Source organism: Armatimonadota bacterium (assembly GCA_016789105.1).
Lineage (GTDB): Bacteria > Armatimonadota > Fimbriimonadia > Fimbriimonadales > Fimbriimonadaceae > UphvI-Ar2.
The window spans coordinates 207,453-224,253 of the sequence record JAEURN010000006.1 but is presented as its reverse complement, the minus strand read 5'-3'; the positions used below and the strand labels follow the sequence as shown (position 1 = coordinate 224,253).

Annotated in this window: 18 protein-coding genes; 12 read left to right on the top strand and 6 right to left on the bottom strand. The window is 58.7% G+C overall.

Annotated features, from left to right (window positions below; translation table 11 throughout):
* Positions 1-8 precede the first annotated feature (8 nt).
* A complete protein-coding gene (locus JNM28_06745) occupies positions 9-1,163 on the bottom strand; it encodes an acyl-CoA dehydrogenase family protein (GenBank protein MBL8068129.1) in 1,155 nt (384 codons plus the stop codon).
* Between the two features lie 130 nt (positions 1,164-1,293).
* Between JNM28_06745 and JNM28_06740 the strand changes: the two genes are divergently transcribed.
* A complete protein-coding gene (locus tag JNM28_06740) occupies positions 1,294-2,253 on the top strand; it encodes a metalloregulator ArsR/SmtB family transcription factor (protein ID MBL8068128.1) in 960 nt (319 codons plus the stop codon).
* Between the two features lie 107 nt (positions 2,254-2,360).
* A complete protein-coding gene (locus JNM28_06735; GenBank protein MBL8068127.1) occupies positions 2,361-2,723 on the top strand; it encodes a VOC family protein in 363 nt (120 codons plus the stop codon).
* A gap of 64 nt (positions 2,724-2,787) precedes the next feature.
* On the opposite strand, the gene rplT is transcribed toward JNM28_06735, so the two are convergent.
* The 3 genes from rplT to JNM28_06720 form a co-directional block, all read right to left on the bottom strand.
* Positions 2,788-3,135, bottom strand: a complete 348-nt coding sequence (gene rplT, locus JNM28_06730) for a 50S ribosomal protein L20 (GenBank protein ID MBL8068126.1) — start codon at positions 3,133-3,135, stop codon at positions 2,788-2,790.
* Positions 3,136-3,227: 92 nt separating this feature from the next.
* Complete coding sequence (gene rpmI / locus JNM28_06725) at positions 3,228-3,425, bottom strand: 50S ribosomal protein L35 (GenBank protein MBL8068125.1); 198 nt, start codon at positions 3,423-3,425, stop codon at positions 3,228-3,230.
* The gene (locus JNM28_06720; GenBank protein MBL8068124.1) at positions 3,382-3,939 is read right to left on the bottom strand and encodes a translation initiation factor IF-3; all 558 of its coding nucleotides are present in this window, start codon (positions 3,937-3,939) and stop codon (positions 3,382-3,384) included. Before JNM28_06720 ends, rpmI begins: the two co-directional genes overlap by 44 nt.
* Positions 3,940-4,139: 200 nt before the next feature.
* On the opposite strand from JNM28_06720, the gene JNM28_06715 reads away from it, so the two are divergent.
* The 3 genes from JNM28_06715 (at position 4,140) to JNM28_06705 (ending at position 7,942) form a co-directional block, all read left to right on the top strand.
* Positions 4,140-6,311 (top strand): enoyl-CoA hydratase/isomerase family protein, encoded by a 2,172-nt coding sequence (locus tag JNM28_06715; protein ID MBL8068123.1) that lies wholly within the window; start codon positions 4,140-4,142, stop codon positions 6,309-6,311.
* A 3-nt stretch (positions 6,312-6,314) separates the two neighbouring features.
* Positions 6,315-7,055, top strand: coding sequence for an electron transfer flavoprotein subunit beta/FixA family protein (locus JNM28_06710; protein MBL8068122.1), 741 nt, complete (start codon positions 6,315-6,317; stop codon positions 7,053-7,055).
* Positions 7,056-7,123: 68 nt separating this feature from the next.
* Positions 7,124-7,942 carry an FAD-binding protein gene (locus tag JNM28_06705; protein ID MBL8068121.1) on the top strand — a complete coding sequence of 273 codons (819 nt, stop codon included), beginning with the start codon at positions 7,124-7,126 and terminating at the stop codon, positions 7,940-7,942.
* Positions 7,943-8,005: 63 nt separating this feature from the next.
* Here JNM28_06705 and JNM28_06700 read toward each other — a convergent pair whose 3' ends face one another.
* Positions 8,006-8,722 (bottom strand): outer membrane lipoprotein-sorting protein, encoded by a 717-nt coding sequence (locus tag JNM28_06700; GenBank protein MBL8068120.1) that lies wholly within the window; start codon positions 8,720-8,722, stop codon positions 8,006-8,008.
* A 115-nt stretch (positions 8,723-8,837) separates the two neighbouring features.
* Between JNM28_06700 and JNM28_06695 the strand changes: the two genes are divergently transcribed.
* From JNM28_06695 to JNM28_06675, 5 genes are all read left to right on the top strand, one after another.
* Positions 8,838-9,863, top strand: coding sequence for a hypothetical protein (locus tag JNM28_06695; protein MBL8068119.1), 1,026 nt, complete (start codon positions 8,838-8,840; stop codon positions 9,861-9,863).
* Between the two features lie 86 nt (positions 9,864-9,949).
* Complete coding sequence (locus JNM28_06690; GenBank protein MBL8068118.1) at positions 9,950-10,663, top strand: hypothetical protein; 714 nt, start codon at positions 9,950-9,952, stop codon at positions 10,661-10,663.
* Positions 10,660-11,853 (top strand): hypothetical protein, encoded by a 1,194-nt coding sequence (locus JNM28_06685; GenBank protein MBL8068117.1) that lies wholly within the window; start codon positions 10,660-10,662, stop codon positions 11,851-11,853. The genes JNM28_06690 and JNM28_06685 overlap by 4 nt, the downstream gene beginning before the upstream one ends.
* Before the next feature lie 18 nt (positions 11,854-11,871).
* Positions 11,872-12,231, top strand: a complete 360-nt coding sequence (locus JNM28_06680) for a hypothetical protein (protein ID MBL8068116.1) — start codon at positions 11,872-11,874, stop codon at positions 12,229-12,231.
* A 25-nt stretch (positions 12,232-12,256) separates the two neighbouring features.
* Positions 12,257-14,140, top strand: coding sequence for a hypothetical protein (locus JNM28_06675; protein MBL8068115.1), 1,884 nt, complete (start codon positions 12,257-12,259; stop codon positions 14,138-14,140).
* Here the strand turns inward: JNM28_06675 and JNM28_06670 are convergent.
* Positions 14,137-15,516: a VanW family protein gene (locus JNM28_06670; protein ID MBL8068114.1), complete on the bottom strand. Its 1,380-nt coding sequence runs from the start codon at positions 15,514-15,516 to the stop codon at positions 14,137-14,139. The genes JNM28_06675 and JNM28_06670 overlap by 4 nt on opposite strands.
* 91 nt (positions 15,517-15,607) lie before the next feature.
* Between JNM28_06670 and ilvE the strand changes: the two genes are divergently transcribed.
* Positions 15,608-16,495, top strand: coding sequence for a branched-chain-amino-acid transaminase (gene ilvE, locus JNM28_06665; protein MBL8068113.1), 888 nt, complete (start codon positions 15,608-15,610; stop codon positions 16,493-16,495).
* A 1-nt stretch (position 16,496) separates the two neighbouring features.
* Positions 16,497-16,796, top strand: a complete 300-nt coding sequence (locus JNM28_06660; GenBank protein ID MBL8068112.1) for a hypothetical protein — start codon at positions 16,497-16,499, stop codon at positions 16,794-16,796.
* Positions 16,797-16,801 lie beyond the last annotated feature (5 nt).

Below are 16,801 nucleotides of genomic sequence, written 5' to 3'. Positions count from 1 at the left end.
ACGCCTGGTTACTTCAAAAGTTGCTTCGAGATCACCAGCCGTTGGATTTCGCTGCACCCCTCGCCGATTTCGGTAAGTTTCGCGTCGCGCCAAAGTTTTTCAACGAGGTATTCAAACGTCATGCCGCGACCGCCGTGGATTTGGATCGCGCGGTTTGTGACGCGGTTGGCCGTTTCGCTGGCATAAAGCTTGGCGTAGCTGGATTCGAGCACCACGGGTTCTCCGCGGTCGTGCTTGGCGGCACCTTTGTAAAGCAAGAGTTTTGCCGCTTCCACTTCCATGGCCGAATCGGCGAGCATGTTTTGAACTGACTGCATGTCGCACAGCCGCCGGTTGAACTGTTCCCGTTGCTGCGAGTATTCCAAAGCCAATTCAAAGGCCTTTTCCGCGATTCCGCAGGCCATTGCGGCAATGCCGAGCCTGCCGCGGTAGAGCAGGGAGATCGCTTCTTCAAACGTACACGGCGTGTGCCAAGCCCGGGCGTCCGTCAGTTTGAACCGGGTCGTGTTACTGGCCCGAACCCCGATGGTGTGGATCCGGTCTGTGAGGGCAAACCCGGGTTGGTCGGTTTCCATCAAGAACGCCGAGAGTTCCTTTTCCCCCGTTCGGGCGACGACGATGATCAGGTCGGCTTTGCCGCCGTTTGTGATGAACATCTTCTCGCCGTTGATGCGCCACCAACCCTCTTCCCCTTCGATCGGGGTGGCGGCGGTTTTGACCCGCCGGGCATCTGAGCCCGCGTCGGGTTCGGTCAGCCCCCAGGCCAGCTTCAACTTCCCTTCCATGGCCGGCTTGAGGTACTTATCGCGCTGCTCTTGGCTGGCAAAGTGCACCAGGTGGCCAATGACCAGGGCATTGCAGGCGGCAACGTTCATGGCAAGCGCAGGGTCGCCTTTTGCCAACTCTAGGCACATTTCAACATATGCCCGGCAACTGCGGCCGGAGCCACCCATTTCTTTTGGGACGACCGTGTCGAAAATGCCGATTGCCCCCATCTTCTCCCAAATGTCATCGGGAAGGGCGGTCTCTTCCTCCCATTTGCGGGTGTTGGGCAAAACCTCCCGGGCCACAAAGTCGCGAACGTTCTGAATGAACGCCGCTTCATCATCGTTGATGTTCGGGATCACGGCGGCAAAGGCCGGATCCATCAAGGTCTGCGACATACGATCCGATTCTACTGGTTTGATCCCTTTGCGGTTGGCAAGTTGGGCAAAGATGCCGACTATCGGGCCAAACTCTCGTTAGACTATTGGAACAGCGGCCCAGCCGCCACAGGATCGAACCTCTCTGCTCATGGACAAGCTCATCAGCGAACTTGGCGAAGCGTCGAAGCGCTCTATCCTGATCCACCTGAAGTCAGGGCCGAAATCCGTGGGGGACTTGGTTGGCCACACGGGTCTTAAGCAGCCCAATGTCAGCAACCACCTTTCGCGGATGCGCGCCAAAGGTTTGGTTCGCGCGGCCAAGGTCGGGCGGCAGGTTTTTTATTCGTTGGGCTCCCCTCAAATCGCTGAGCACTTGGCCACATTGACCGATTCCGGCATGCCGGGTTTGGAGAAGATGATCCTCGATGGCGAGCTGGTCAAGGTGTTTTGCCGCCATGCTGTGGCTGGCGATGAAGCCGGCTGCGAAGCGATTACAGACCAACTGACGGCCCAAAAGGAGCCGTTGGCCGACATCTATGAAGGCCTTTTCGGCCGTTCGATGCAATTGGTCGGCACTTGGTGGGAGGTCGGGGCCATCGACACCGGCCAAGAGCATCTGGCTTCGGCGATTGTGGAACGGTTGATGGCCCGGTCAGTCCACCGGATGCCGCCCGCCGCGCCCGGGTCGTTCCGGGCTGTATTGGGCTGCCCTCCGGGGAACTGGCACACCCTGGGATTGCGCATGGTAAGCGATGTGATGCGGCTGAGCGGGTGGTCAACTTTTTATCTGGGGGCCAACGTGCCCATCGATTCATTTTTGAGCGCCGTGGCCAACCATCAGCCTGACGCGGTTCTTTTCAGCTCCCCATTGGATGATAACCTGGCCGAGGTCGACAAGTTGGTCGAATCGCTCGCCAACCTGCGGGCGGGCGGGGCCAGGTTCCAAATCGTTGGCGGGGGCGCGGCCGTGATAAACCGGGAGTCCCACTATTTGTCCCTTGGTGTAGATTTCATCGGACGCGACCTTGCCCACTTCAGGGCGGGCTTCATCGATCCATTTGGCACACAGAAGCTGGCCGGTAACCGCCAAAAGCCTTCTGCAGGGTAATGCCACTGGTCTTGGCTAGGTGCCTGGGCCACGAGGCAATGGGCGGCACACCTCGAAAAAACTACTGACGCAGTTCCCCGCTCAAGCCAGGTAAACAAGACTGCACGATGACATTGGCTTTCAGCGAAATCGTTTACCCCTCTCCAAACCCCTCGGGATCTGCCCAAAGGATGGTTTCCGGCTTCGGGTGGGAAGTTGTTGAATCCTTTGGCGAAAGTTGGGTGCTCCTGGCAACTCCCGGCGGGGGACGGGTCGGATTCATCCAGCAGAAGCCGGGCTCCGACTCCATGCCCGTCCCGATGGCGGCCTTTGAATCTCAGGATATCGAAACCGATGTGGCCGAATTGAGGGCAAACGGCATCGACCTCCCTGATCCCAGCGGGCCCGGCGGCCCCGGGACATTGCGCCACACAACCTACGCCGACCCGGACGGAAACCGCTTCTTGATTTGGCAAAGCGGAAAAGACTGACCCCAAAAATGCCGATCCCCTGAACCGGAGTTCAGGGGATTGGAAAAGGTTTCTGCCTTCGGTTTTAACCGATGACGGTGCCCACGAGAGCTTTGAAAGCTGCCGGATCGTGGATTGCGAGTTCGCTGAGCATCTTCCGGTTGACTTGGATGCCCTTGGCGGTCATCGCATGGATCAATTCACCATAGCGCACCCCTTCGGCGCGGCATGCGGCGGAAATCCTTGCGATCCACAGGCGGCGAAAATCGCGCTTCTTGGCCCGTCGGTCGCGGAAGGCATATTGCCCACTCTTCATGACCTGTTCGTGGGCGTTCTTAAAGACGTTTTTCTTGCGACCGTAGTAGCCTTTGGCGCGGCTCAAGACTTTCTTGTGCCGTTTGTGGCGCATCAGGCCGCGTTTGATTCTTGCCATTGTTTGTTCGTTTCCTCGTTTATGTTGTTTCTAACCGGTTCCCAGCCGATTGGTCGGCGGTGGCGGTAGAGGTCGGTGCCAGCAGTTCCCGATTACTTCAGGGCGAGCAGGCGCTTGACGCGCGGCAACTCGGTGTTGCTGAGCTGTTGTGCTTGATCCAGCCGGCGTTTTTGGGCTCCGCTTTTGTGGAAGAACATGTGGTTGTTGCCGGAACTGCGGCGCATGATCTTCCCAGAGCCTGAGATCTTAAACCTCTTCGCTGCTGTCTTGTGTGTCTTCAGCTTTGGCATTCTTGTTTTTGCTCCCGCCAGTTTGCGGTTTCGGGCTCAGCACGATGACCATTTCCCTGCCGTTCAAAACGGGGGCCCGGTCGGGCTTGCCTAAATCTTCCAGCTCTTTTGCCAGCCACAACAACTTTTCCTCCCCGATTTGGGGGTGAGCGAGTTGCCGTTGCCGGAATCGGCACACGACCCTGACTTTGTCGCCTTCTTCCAGGAATTTCCTTCCTTTCCTCAGGGCAGTCATGAGGTCGTTTTCCGCGATAACCGGGCTGATCTTTATACCCTTTACTTCTTGGGTCTTGCGCTTTTGGTCCTTTTTGAGCTTGTCTTGCTCATATTTGTACTTGCCGTGGTCGACGATTTTTGCAACCGGCGGGTCAGCGTTGGGCGCAACCAAGACAAGATCCAGCCCCACCGCTTCTGCGCGCGAAAGGGCATCACGCGTGTCCAGGATTCCTAATTGGGTGCCTTCGGAGTCGATCACCCGGAGCTGCTCATACTTCAGCAGGCGCCGGTTAATCATCGGCCCGGGCTCTGGCCGGGGCCTCCCCCTTCGGAATTTATTGATAGGCGGGCACCTCAGGCGATCCTGTTATTTTTCTCATGTTGGTCATTGATTATATCGTCGGTTGGTTTCACCTGTCAAACAGGCCCTTAGAGTCAAAATCGGGGGCTACTGTACCGGTTCCCGCTTCCGGGGCCCTGGGTAAGATCGTTCCGCTTATGCGTCAACAGTGCCGTCGGATCTGCGTCATCGGTGCGGGGACAATGGGTTCGGGGATCGCCGCTCACTTCGCCAACCTGGGTTTCGACGTCACGGTGTTGGAACAAACCAAAGAAATGGCGGATGAAAAGCTTGCCGCTGCCGCAAGGCTCAAGCCGCCCCACTTCTACCTCCCTGGCACGGTCAAAACCATCAAAACCGGGTCGATCGCCGACAGTCTGGATGCCGTCCGGGAGGCCGATTGGGTTTGCGAAGCGATCATCGAAAAGCTGGATGCCAAGAAAGCCCTGTTCGAATTGATCGACCCTCTCATCGGGCTTGATGCCAGCGTCAGCACCAACACCAGCGGTTTGGAAATCGGCCTGCTCGTCGAAGGGCGGAGCGACTCTTTCCGCCAGAAACTGGTCGGAACCCACTTTTTCAACCCGCCGCGGTACCTCAAGCTCATGGAACTCATCCCGACCGGCGAGACCGATCCGGCCGTCATCGATGGGTATGTCCGCTTTTTCCACGAATTTGGGGCACGCCGTTGCGTCACCGTCAAAGACACCCCCGGATTCATTGCCAATCGCTATGGCATGTGGTGCATGTTTCATGCCGTCCACGTGGCAGAAAAACTCGGGTTGACAGTTGAAGAAGTCGATGCGATCACCGGGCCGTTCATCGGCCGGCCCAAGAGTGCCAGCTTCCGGCTCAATGACATCGTCGGGCTGGACATCATGCAAGACATCGCCTCTAACTTGATCGAGCGGTGCCCCCACGATCCAGAGACCAAGCACCTGGCGACCCCGGCCAGCATCGCCCACCTGCTGGAAAAAGGGTGGATCGGCAACAAGGCCGGCCAAGGGTATTTCAAAAAGGAAGGCAACCAGTTCGTCTCGTTCGATCTCAAAACCTTCGCCTACCGCGAGCGCCAAGAACCCGATCTCCCCGCCTTGGAAAGCCTCGGGCGGTTGCCGTTTGGCGAGCGTTTGCGAGCCGCCCTGGAAGACAAGAGCGAAGTCGGCGAATTCCTCCGGCTGTACCTCCGTCCGGCCCTCAAATATGCGACCACGATTGCCGCAGAAATCTCCCACGACGTCCGCGACTTCGACCGGGTGATGATGTGGGGTTTTGGGTGGGAGCACGGGCCGTTTGCCACAATCGATGCGATCGGGGCCGCAAACCTTGGCATGGAAGACAGCCCCTATTACCAAGGCCTCGAGGTCAAAGGCTTCGACGGCCGGTATTTCGCACCGGCACCAGAGCCTGAATTCAAGCAAATCGGGGACTTTCCCGTTGTCGAAACAGGCGACGGGTTCAACGTGCGCGACCTCGGAGACGGCGTCTCCGCCGTTTCGTTGACTTCGAAAATGGGAGTGGTCGGTCCTGGTTTGGTCAAGAGCCTGACCAACTTTTTGGAATCTGGCCAAGCAAAGCGCCTGGTGCTGACCAGTGAAGCCAAGGTGTTTTCCGCCGGGTTCGACCTCAAATTCTTTGTGGAACGGATTGAAGCCGGGGATTTCGAAGGTGTGGAAGCGGCGATTGCCGCCTTCCAAAACCTCAATTCCTCAATTGGAAAGATCCCGAGCGTCGCCGCGGTATGGGGTTTTTGCATCGGCGGAGGGTTTGAGTTAGCGGCCGGATGCACCCTGATCGCGGCATCTCCCGAAACTCAAATCGGCTTGCCCGAATCGCTTGTTGGGCTTATCCCGGGAGGGTGTGGCAATGCCGTCATGCGGCTCCGCAACCAGGCCCGAGGGGCCAAGGGGCTGGTGGAGGCGTGCCAACTGATTGCCCAGGGGACTCTTTCGGCCAACGCCGACGATGCCCGGCGGTTGGGATACCTACGCGACGAAGACGTGACCGTTTACCACCCCGACCGGCTGTTGACCGAAGCCAAGAGGCTCGCGCTTGCGGCAGAGCCGTTGGAGCGGCCCGTGTGGCAGGAAGTCGGGGGGCCGCTCAAAGGCATGATCGACCGGATGCAACAAGAGCTGTTCAAAGAAGGCGCCCTCAGCCGCCACGATCAGGCAATCAGCGACAAGGTCAAACACGTCTTTGCGGATTCCGCGGATTGGGACGAAGCCAATGACCGCGAACGGAAATCGTTTGTCGAGCTCTGCCATGAAGGGCTCAGCCTCGCCCGCATGAAGCACATGCTCGAAAGCGGCAAGCCCCTCCGCAACTAGCCCATGGATATCCTCGTCCCAATCAAGCGCGTCATCGACCCCTACGCCAAGGTCAAACCCCTGGAAGACGGCACCGCTCTTAGCTTAAGCGGAGTTAAGTTCGAGATCAACCCGTTCGATGAGATCGCAGTTGAAGAAGCCGTCCGCCAAAAGGAGAAAGATGGAGATATCCGGATCACCGTGGTTTCTATTGGTCCCCAAGAGGTCGAAGACCAACTGCGAAAAGCCTTGGCGATGGGAGCCGACGAGGCGATCCACATTGAAACAGCCGATGAACTCGATCCTCTCTCCGTTGCCAAGGAACTCGAAACCGTAGTCCTGGAAACCGAACCCGCCCTCATCCTGATGGGGAAACAGGCCACCGACAACGACAACAATCAAACCGGTCAGATGCTGGCTGCCCGCCTGGGCTGGCCTCAGGCGACATTTGCCAGCAAACTGGAATTGGAAGGCGGAAAAGCCACCGTCACCCGGGAAACCGACGCCGGCGAAGAGGTCTTGATCTTGCCCCTTCCCGCTTTGGTCACCACAGATCTCCGTCTCAACGAGCCCCGGTTCATCCCCCTCCCGGGAATCATCAAAGCCCGATCCAAACCCTTGCACAAGCGCAGCCGATCCAGCGGCGGGCCGGCCCTCATCGAAACCCTCAGCTATGCCGCGCCAGCGGCGAGGACTGCGGGCAAACGGGTGTCAGATGTCGATGAGCTTCTAGCCGAATTGAAGGCCAAGGGGGTGCTTCCGTGAAGGCCTTGTGCATCGCTTTTGACGCGAGCGATGCCGCAGTTAGCGCGGCCCTGCCTCAATCGGCGGGCATGGGGTTCGATATTGTGCAGTTGACGGGCCACCCGGTAACCGACGCCGGAGCCGGCACCGTGTTCGCATGGGGGCTTCCCAGCCTCCCCCCGGCCGACTACCTGGCGAATGCACTGGAGCCGTTGGCCAAGGGCTATGACCGGGTGGTGGCCGTCAGTTCCATGCAAGGGAAAGACGGGTTGCCCCGGCTTGCGGGACTGCTGGATTGGCCCATGGTCACCGACGTTGTTTCCATCGTTGATGACTGCACATTCGTGCGTCCGGTCTTGGCGGGTTCTGTCCTCGCCACGGTGCGGGTCGCGGCCCCTAAGTTCCTGTTGACATTCCGACCCGCCGGATTCCCACCGGCTGAAAGGTCGGGATCGAGCCAAGTGGATGCGTCCCGGCCCGAGTGGCGCGGAACATCCAAACGGGCCAGCCAAAGCATCCGATCCGCCGGCCGGCCCGACCTGGCAACAGCCAAGGTTATTGTCAGCGGTGGGCGGCCGCTGAAAGATGCGGAGACATTCGAACGGGTGATCGGCGGGTTAGCCGATGCTTTGGGGGGCGGAGTCGGGGCCACCCGGGCCGCAGTGGACAGCGGGATCGCGGCGAACGAACTCCAGGTCGGCCAGACGGGCAAAGTCGTCGCTCCCGACCTCTACATTGCCGCGGGGATCAGCGGCTCCACCCAGCACATGGCCGGAATCAAAGATTCTAAGGTGATCGTGGCGATCAACAACGACCCCGACGCGCCGATCTTTGAATCCGCCGATTATGGATTGGTCGCCGACCTGTTCGAGGCAGTCCCGGAAATGACACGCAAGCTCAAGGGCTGAGCCTCGGCAACTCAATCGAAAAGGGGGATCCTGCCCCGCAAGGCAAAATCCACCCCCGACGGATCAGTTTGTGGCGAACAGGCTGGAGCTGAGCCCCGTGTTCACGGAAATGTTTTCGTAATAGGTGGTGCCGGCCAAAGTATTCTGGGAGTTGTAGACCTCCAAAACCGTCGGCACCCACACCCCGCTCACCTGCTTCGGGTTTTTATATTTGAAGACCGCCAAAAGCGGCTTGCTGCCGTTTTGGCTATACCATTCGCGCTTGGTGACGTAATGCTTGCTGGGGTCGACCCAAATCCGGTGCCGGGAGTCGTCCCCCAGCCTGGACTCGTAAGTGACATCAAAAACGGGTTCGTTAGTTGCCCTGTCCACGCGGATGAAAGCCGCCTGCATAAATCCGTCGAACAACGACGGGGCGATAAGACCGAAATCAAAAATGGTTTGCCGTTTGCCGGGCGACTTGCTCAGGTTTTCGCGATTCCGGATCCCGCTTTTGGGGATACTCAGCAACCGGTTGGGGCCATTGATGATGTACCAGATCGACTGGTCGTCGACTTTGGATTCCAGCCGGAGCATGAACGGCTCCTTCATTTTCACATCGGTGTAGTCGAACCGGTATGACTGGGCAAAGTCTTTATTGATCTTTTGCAGCTCTCGCTGCGATGCCTTGCCGACCCTCGCGGTAAAAGTCGCATCTTTCAATCCCGATTGCCAGTAAGAGCTAATGGAATTGGATTGCCCAAGAAGGGTTGTCGCCAAGAAAGTTGCCGTCAAGCTCATGCCAGTTCTGTTCTCCGGTCGCGGGAGATACCCGCTTCCCTACAGACGGTTATGGCCGCCGGGCGGATCGCCGATTGGGCCGGAAGGTACGATTCCACGTGGCTGGCCGGGAGAAATGGAGCTCAAAGACCCCATCGAACTGCATTTGGAACGGGTCAATTCGCTTGACCGACGCCAATTTTTGCGCCCGATGGGTTCCAGCGAACTTTTGGAGCGGGCAGCCCGGATTTACCAAATCTCAGCCCGTGACATCTTGCCCCGGACGGCCTTGCCCGCCCTCTATTGTTATGTCGCCTTGGTTTTTGCGGGCACGTTCCTCTTGCCCGGGCTTTTCGTCGTTTCGGGGCGGGATCAACTAGCGGGCGAACTTTCACGCCTTGCTGCATCGGGCGCCCTCACTTTCTTTGTAGCGATGCCTTTGTTTGTCTTGGGCTTGGGTCAGTCCTACGCGGTTTCGGTAGATGCGGTGAACGACTACGCCACCGGCGACCGGTTGCCGGGCGAACCCCCGACCGGGCGCAAACTCTCTCCCAACCTGTTCCGCTACACCTTGCTGTTGACCGCAGTCACGGCCATCGCATTCGGGCCGATCGTCGCTTCGGCGGTGGTTTTCCTGGGCGGTGCCTTCGCCGATGGCCTGATGCCGGATTCTGGTTTTGCGGAGATCTCGGCCTTGTTCGGGAGTTTTGGCATCCTCGGGTCGTTCGTCGCAGTCCCCGCTCTCCTGTTGCGTTATTCCTTGGTTCCCGTTGTTGCGGTGGTAGAAGGGGGCACCGGATTGCAGGCGTTCCGCCGGGGGACATATTTGGCCAAGCGGCACCAAATGGTCAGCGGTGTGTGGGAGACGGCGATGCAGGCGGTGATCGTTTTCGGATTCGTCTCTGCCGGATTGCTCATGATGATCCAACTGGCAACGAGCCTCATTGTCGGGGCTGGCCCGGTGGATTCCTGGTTGAACGGCGCCATATTCGGGTCGTTAATCCGGTCAGCGATTTGGATGGCCCCGGGCTATATACTTTTATGGCTACTCACTCCGTTTTGGGCCGCTCTTAGCACAACGCTCTACTATGACCGCCGCGTCCGGGTGGAAGGCTTCGATATCCGCATGTTGGCCAAAGACGTTCTGGAGGTGCGCGAGTGAAAGCGTTAGCTCTGCTTTGCGCTGGGTTGCTGGCGGGATTTTCTTTTGGGCAAGGGGCGCCCAACGTGGCCCAACTCCGTGATCAAATGATTGGGAAAGCCCCGGCCCCGTCCAAACCCATACCAACAGGGGCGGCACGCACCCCGTCGGCCAACCCTCAAGCGGACGCCAAGCAGATCCTCTCCAACCCGCTGTACCACGACGAGCCGTCGACCAGTGGTGGAGATTCATGGCTGGCGGATGCGTTCCGGAAAATTGGGGAGCGGATCGCCAAGCTTTTTGAAGATAAGAGCAAGCGCCGGCAGCAACCCGCAGTCGGGCTCCCGTTCGGAGATGTCATCACCTATGTCGTCATCGGACTGCTTTGCGCCGTATTACTCGGGTTCATTGTTTTTGCACTTTCCAAAGTGCGGTTCAAATCTAAGTCAACCGGGGAGGGGGGTGAAGGCCTGATCGACGAAGAAGAAATCGGCCGGACCGCCGACGAATGGCTCGTCCATGCCGACCGCTTGGCCAAGGATGGAGACTACCGATCCGCCGTGCGGTGTCTCTACCTGGCCTGCCTCACCCGGCTCGACGAGGCAAACGTTTTGCGAATGGAGAGGCACGAAACCAATTGGGAGCACCTTGGCCGGTATCAAAGCGTCGTCGCCAAGCCCGGGGGATTTGACCTGAGACCCCCGACCCAGAGGTTCGACCAAGCCTGGTACGGACTTGTCCCCCAAGGCCCAGACGACCTTGAATGGTTCAAGACCGAATATCGGCGTCTGATGGATGGGATTAAAGGGGTAGCCCGGTGAACAAAAACCTCAACCGGGTGGCCGGAGTCGCCTGCCTCTTGCTGATTGCCGCCTCGGTGCTGTTCGTTTTTGGCGGCGAAAATTCCGTTGTCAACCCCAGCACGGTCAACACGCGTGGCCTTGGGCTCGCGGCCTATGCCGAACTCCTGCGGAAGAACGGTGTCGAGGTTGAATCCGACCGCTCACCGGTTTTGCACCTGGGCAAAAACGATGTCCTGGTCATGACGGACTTTGATGCCCGGCAGGGGCTCGGATCCAACCGCTCCGAGGGCTCCCGCCCAGCCGACCCAGACCGCGAAGAGTACTCAGACGAATTGGAAAAACCGGCCCAGCGACCAAGCCAAATGCAAATGTCCGTCCAACGGCACTTGGCACAGGGAGGGAGGGTCTTGTTGCTGGGCATGCCCGGCAACATGCCAGAGATGCGCCCCAAAGGTGAACCACTGGCCGTGCAAACATTTGGCGGGGCAAAGAAGTTTTCCATCAGGGTGGCTGAGGCTCCCCTGCTGCGCGAGGCTAACCCTACTGAAAATGCCGTTGTCCTCTTAGAATCGGGTGGCCAGCCTTTTGCATTCCTGGTGCCCCAAGATGGTGGGGTCACGCTGGAAGTCACCGATGCAACATTTTTACGCAACCGTTTCATCGCCGAAGCTCAAAATGCGGATCTCGCCCTGTGGCTGGCCCAAAGGTACTTGCCACCAGGTGGGCGGATGGTTTTTGCCGAAGCGACATCGGGGAACGCTGAAACGAGGTCGGCTTTGGATGAAATCGGCAAGTGGGCGACGACAGCCTTCTGGCAGGCCATTTTGCTCTTCGCGGTGGTTGTCGTCACTTTGGGTCGGCGGTTTGGCCTGCCGAGCCGAGAATTAACCCAAGCCCGAGGGGCCAAGGAGCTCATGTTTGCGATGGGGGATACGCTCAGCCGAGCTCGACGCCACGATCATGCGTTGCTCATCCTCAGGTCGGCGGCCGTCGACCGCGTCCGGTCGGCATTGCGACTCTCGGTCGGCCTTTCGGAACAAGAGATTATCGCCCGGATGCCGGCTGACGCCCAGATGCTCATGGCGCAAATCATCCGGTTGCAAGGCCACGAGGTTGACCCAAAGATTGCCGTGAACATTGCCCAGTCGTTGGAATCGCATTTGAGGGATATTGAGTTCCAAGAGAAAGCACGCCGGGCGCCGCGGTAAGAGGATAGAATCCCCCTGATGGTCTCTATCTTAGTTGCCGCGGCGGTGTTTGCCGCCAACCAGGCAGGAACTACGCCGCCAGAAGACGCCCTAGCCAATGCCCAAGGGGAGCTTTCCGCGGCCAGGCAGGCCTATATCGATGCCCGCAAAAGCCGCTCTGGGTTAAAAGAAGCCGCCTTGCACTATGGGGAAGTCGCGGTGAATTCGCCGGCCCTGATGCCAGGCGAGAAGTACCCGCTGTCTTTGGCTCTTTTCCGGCAAGTGTTGGAAATGGATCCCGACAACGAAACCGCCCGCGAATGGGAGAATACGATTTTGACCATCTACAAATCCCTTGGCCGCGAACCAGCAACCTACGACCTGGGTTCGATCCGGTAAGTTTGTCCCGGTAACCCGTTTCCCCATGAGCAACGACGCTTCCCTCTCTTACGAACAAAATATCAAGCGGTTCTGCTTCCGGTTGGCCTGCGTTTTGACGTGTGTCGCGGCCATCCCGTGGCTGATCGCTTTGGCTTCGACCCCTCCCGGCAGTGTTTACATCGGCAGTCAATTCAGCTCCGACGACCAAATGGTCTACGCGGCCTGGATGCACCAAGCGATGGAGGGCCGGTTCTTGTTTGACAACCGATTTGCCATCGAATCTCAGCCCGGACTGACGATCCACCTTTACTTCTGGGTGCTGGGGATCCTTTGCGTCCCGCTCAAAGGGTTAGGCTCTTGGGTGGCGATCCCGCTGGTCTCCAATTTGGCGCGTCTCGCGTTCACGTTCCTGTTCGTCGTGCTTTTGGGACGGTTTGCGCGGAAGTTGGAACTCCCGATTTTTGTCGCCAAAACCGGCCTGATCCTATCGTCGTTCGGGGCGGGATTGGGCTTCATGGCCTGGCAGGCCTTTGGGCAGATCGGGGAATCGGATCCTTTCCTAGGTCTGCTGGAAAAGCGCTCACCGATTGACGTTTGGCAACCAGAGGCGTTTGTGTTCCCATCGGCGTTGGTCAACGGGTTATTCATGGTGAGCCTCTGCCTGATCATCACCGTGTTCACCGCCGTGTGGCAGGCCCGTCAAGGGTGGCGGCCGGTCGCAACTGGGGCCGCCGCAATGGCCTTGCTCATGAACATCCACAGCTACGATGTTCTGATCGTGGCGTTCAGCCTAGCTGCTTTTGCCGGTGTTTGCCTGGTGCGAAAGGAGATGGACTGGAATTGGGCTTTGCGGGCCGCTGTGATTGGGGCTGCCGCAATCCCACCCGCCTTGTGGTTTATGCACGTCCTCAAAGTCGATCCCGTGTTTCAGGCCCGGGCCGCAACATTGACCTATAGCGGCACATACCGCCAATTGCTTTTCGGGATCCTGCCACTCTTTTCTTTGGGTGTGTTGTCGTTCCGGGGCGGGCACCCGGATGTGAAGAAGTGGTATGGCCCGGCGTTGCTGGCCCTCGTGGTCGGTGGCCTCTTCGTTGGCGGGACGGGATACGATCCGGACAAAGGCTATTACCTTCCGGCGGTGCTTTGGGTGGTTGCGCTGGCGGGCGTAACCGTCCCCTTGGGGCTGACCCGCAAGGACAGCAATTGGCAATTTTTGGCTTCATGGGCGGCGGTCAGCCTCGTCTTGCCGTATTTTCCCCAGTTGTTCCAACGCAAGTTGGCCATGGGAATGGCGATCCCTTGGGGGTTTTTGGCCGCCTATGGTTTCGAATGGGCTTGCCAAAAACTCCGTTCGGGGTCTGGGCCGGAAGAGTCGTTCCGGATCCGGCGAAACGTTGCCACCGGGTTGGTTTTCCTTCTCAGTTGCGCCACCAGCCTGTATTGGTTTCAACGCGAGACCCTGTTCATCCGCAACGATGTGACGTCCACAACCGTCCAACCCGTTTTCCTCCCTTCGGATGTCCCGGGGATCCTCCGCTATCTGGATTCGGTTCCGGGCCGCAAAGTCCTGGTGGCGCGGCCGGGAGTTCCCGGCCGGTCACCTGAAGACCCTTGGGGCGCCCCTTACCTCCCTGACCTCAACCCGGTTGTTTCCGGCTTTACCGGCGCCTATACGTACGCCGGACATTGGAGTGAAACACCCGACTATGCGAACCGGCGAAAGGTAGCCGAAGGCATTTTCAGGCCATTGCCCCCCGAGCAAGTCAAGGCATTCATCAAGGAAAGCCAAGCCGACTACCTGATCCAGCCTTTGCCACAAACCTTTACCGGTCTGCCGAGCGGGGACCTTTCCGGTTACGGTGAAGTAGTTTTCGAGGGTCGCCAGTTCCGGTTGATCCGGGTGGACAAAAGCACGCTTAACTAATTGCCGGCATCGGCTGGGGGCGTTTCCACGGGTTCAGGCGAATCCGGTTTGGGGGCAACCGGCCTGGCTTTTGTGTTCACCGCCACAATGCGGGGCCCACCGGAGTACGTGCTGTCTCCTAGCACCTCGCGTTTGACTTCTTTGCCGCCTTCGTAGGTGATCCGCCATGTCCTCACTTTGCGGCCAGAACCGCCGTGATCCACAACCTTGCGCACCCCGTATCCCAAAGATGGGTCATGGACAACCTTTTCTCCGCGCGACCAGCTGGAAATTAGGCTGGACTGAAACTTGTAAGTGAATTGCGGCTTTTCGGCACCAAGGATTCGGAATGTGATGGTGGACGTCTCGGGTGTGGCCGAAAGGGCGATCGGGAAGTCATACGGGTTGGTCAACTTGAGATCCGGGTTGGGGTAGCTGACCGCGGCATCTTGCCCCAGGGGGACATAAGGCACCGGCAAGGAGTGGGGGGATCGCTCTTGTATTTTGAGTGCCGATCGGATCGACGCGTTGTACAAGGTCGTGCTCACCTGGCAAATGCCGCCACCGACATCGATGTCGTGCCTCCCCGAAACATAAACACCGGCGACTTTGAACCCCTTAGCCGTCGTCCGTTGGCCCAAAAAACCGTTGAAGCTAAATGTCTCTCCCGGCATGAGGACGGTTCCATCGATCAGCCGGGCCGCAAGCCGGATGTTGGACGACCGGGAAACGTTGCCGGCACTGAACGACGTTTTGAATTCGGACATGACGACCCTGATTTTTTCCAGTTCTTTGTCCGGAACCTTTTTGTCCCCTTCTTTTACCGGGAACTCGCCGCTGCCGCCGTTCCAAGCGGCCATGGCAACGGCAGTCGCCAACATTTCCGAATCAAAATCGATGGAGGTGGATTCATAATCGAGCTGGACTTTCCCGTCCTTGAAAACGGCTTTGGCGGGCCCAATTTCTGGCTTGTGGGCGGCAAAGTAAGATTTTGCTTCGTCTAATCGGGCCGGCTTTCCGGCGAGCTGCGGGCGCAGTTCGGTTTTGGTTGGCGGCTGGCGGTCATAATCCCCCAGCAAGTTGGGGATGAACTCCCGATATTTGGGATTGAACTCCCGTGGGTCGAACTCTTCCCCGATTTCAGCAAGAGTCGTCTCAAATGGCGTTTCGCCCAGTTGTTTGTGGCTGAGTTTGACTTTCCGGTTTGAAAAATCACTCCACCACGCCGCCAGTTGCGTCCGGACTGCGGCCCGGTTTCCGCGCAATTCGGTTTCCCCGACATACTGCCCAGGCACAACCTGGGGGTCATAAGTTGCAAAAAGGATGCCGAGTGCCGCGCCGCCCGTGGCGGCCAGACCCAAAAAACACCATAGGGTTATGCGCACTCCCGTCTTCATGATTGCTCCGATACTGATTATGACGGAGGGGGGGGCCAAAAGCTCCTCCCGATGCCGAGCCTCACCCGCCCCCATCGGTATCATCGTGAGAATGCAAAAGCTCGTTTGGTTCAATGGCGAGGTCTCTCCGCTGGAATCCGCGACCGTCCCAGCTGCCGACCACGCTCATCTTTACGGCGACGGCCTTTTTGAGGGGATCCGGATCTATGGCGGCAAAGTCTTTAAGCTGGACGAGCACTTGGAGCGCCTTTATCACGGGTGCAAGTTCCTCAATTTCCGCATGGAAATGGATCAGCCTTCGTTGCGGGCGCAGATTTTGGACGTGTGCCGGCAGTCCGGGATCGAAGACGGGTACATCCGACTGAACGTGACGAGGGGGACGGCCCTTGGGTTGGATCCCAAAGCCGTGAAAACGCCGCCCAACGTGATGATCATGGTTTCGACCCTGGCTTTGTACACCCCGGACATGTATGAAACGGGCCTGAACGTCATCACCACCAGCTATCGCGTCGCCCCGCCGAGCACGTTAGACCAACGGCTCAAATGCATTGGCCGCTACGCCTATCACATCTTGGCCAAGGAGGAAGCGAACCGGGCCGGCGCCGGCGAAGGATTGATGCTCAACCACGAAGGGTATGTGGCTGAATGCACGGGCGACAACATTTTCATCTTCAAAGATGGCGTCCTCAAAACCCCCCACCCAAGCCAGGGTCTGCTGTGCGGAATCACCCGCAACACCGTCATCGAGCTGGCCCGGAACGCCGGGATCGAGGTGGTCGAGGAAGTCATGACCCGATATGACATCTTGAGCGCCGATGAAGCCTTCCTGACCGGTACGGCGGCCGAGGTCATCCCCATGGTCTCTTTGGACAACCGTCCGATCGGCGATGGGGCACCGGGCGCCAAGACGCGGCACATCATCACCCTGTTCCGCGAAGAAACCAAACATGGCGTGCCCATCGGGGCGGTGACCGTCTGACGTGCGCCAACAAAAGACCCTACGGTACTCCCTGACAGACCCGTTCGGAAGCCAGGCCGTCGTCGATGGCCGAGAGTTGGGCCGTTCAACCGCTTACCCGGCTCTCCGGCAGGTGTTGGATTCGTTTTTCGGCTCCGAAGTGGCCGAAGCCTGCCCCGCGTGCGGGTGGACGGCCTCTGAAGCGACCGCCACAAGCTTGATGGGGTGCCCGGCCTGCTATGCGTTTATCATGGAGGCTTACTTGGAATCAACCCCGGCAATAGCCGGGGGCGGCGGACAAGCCGGCCATCAGGTATCTTAACCGCG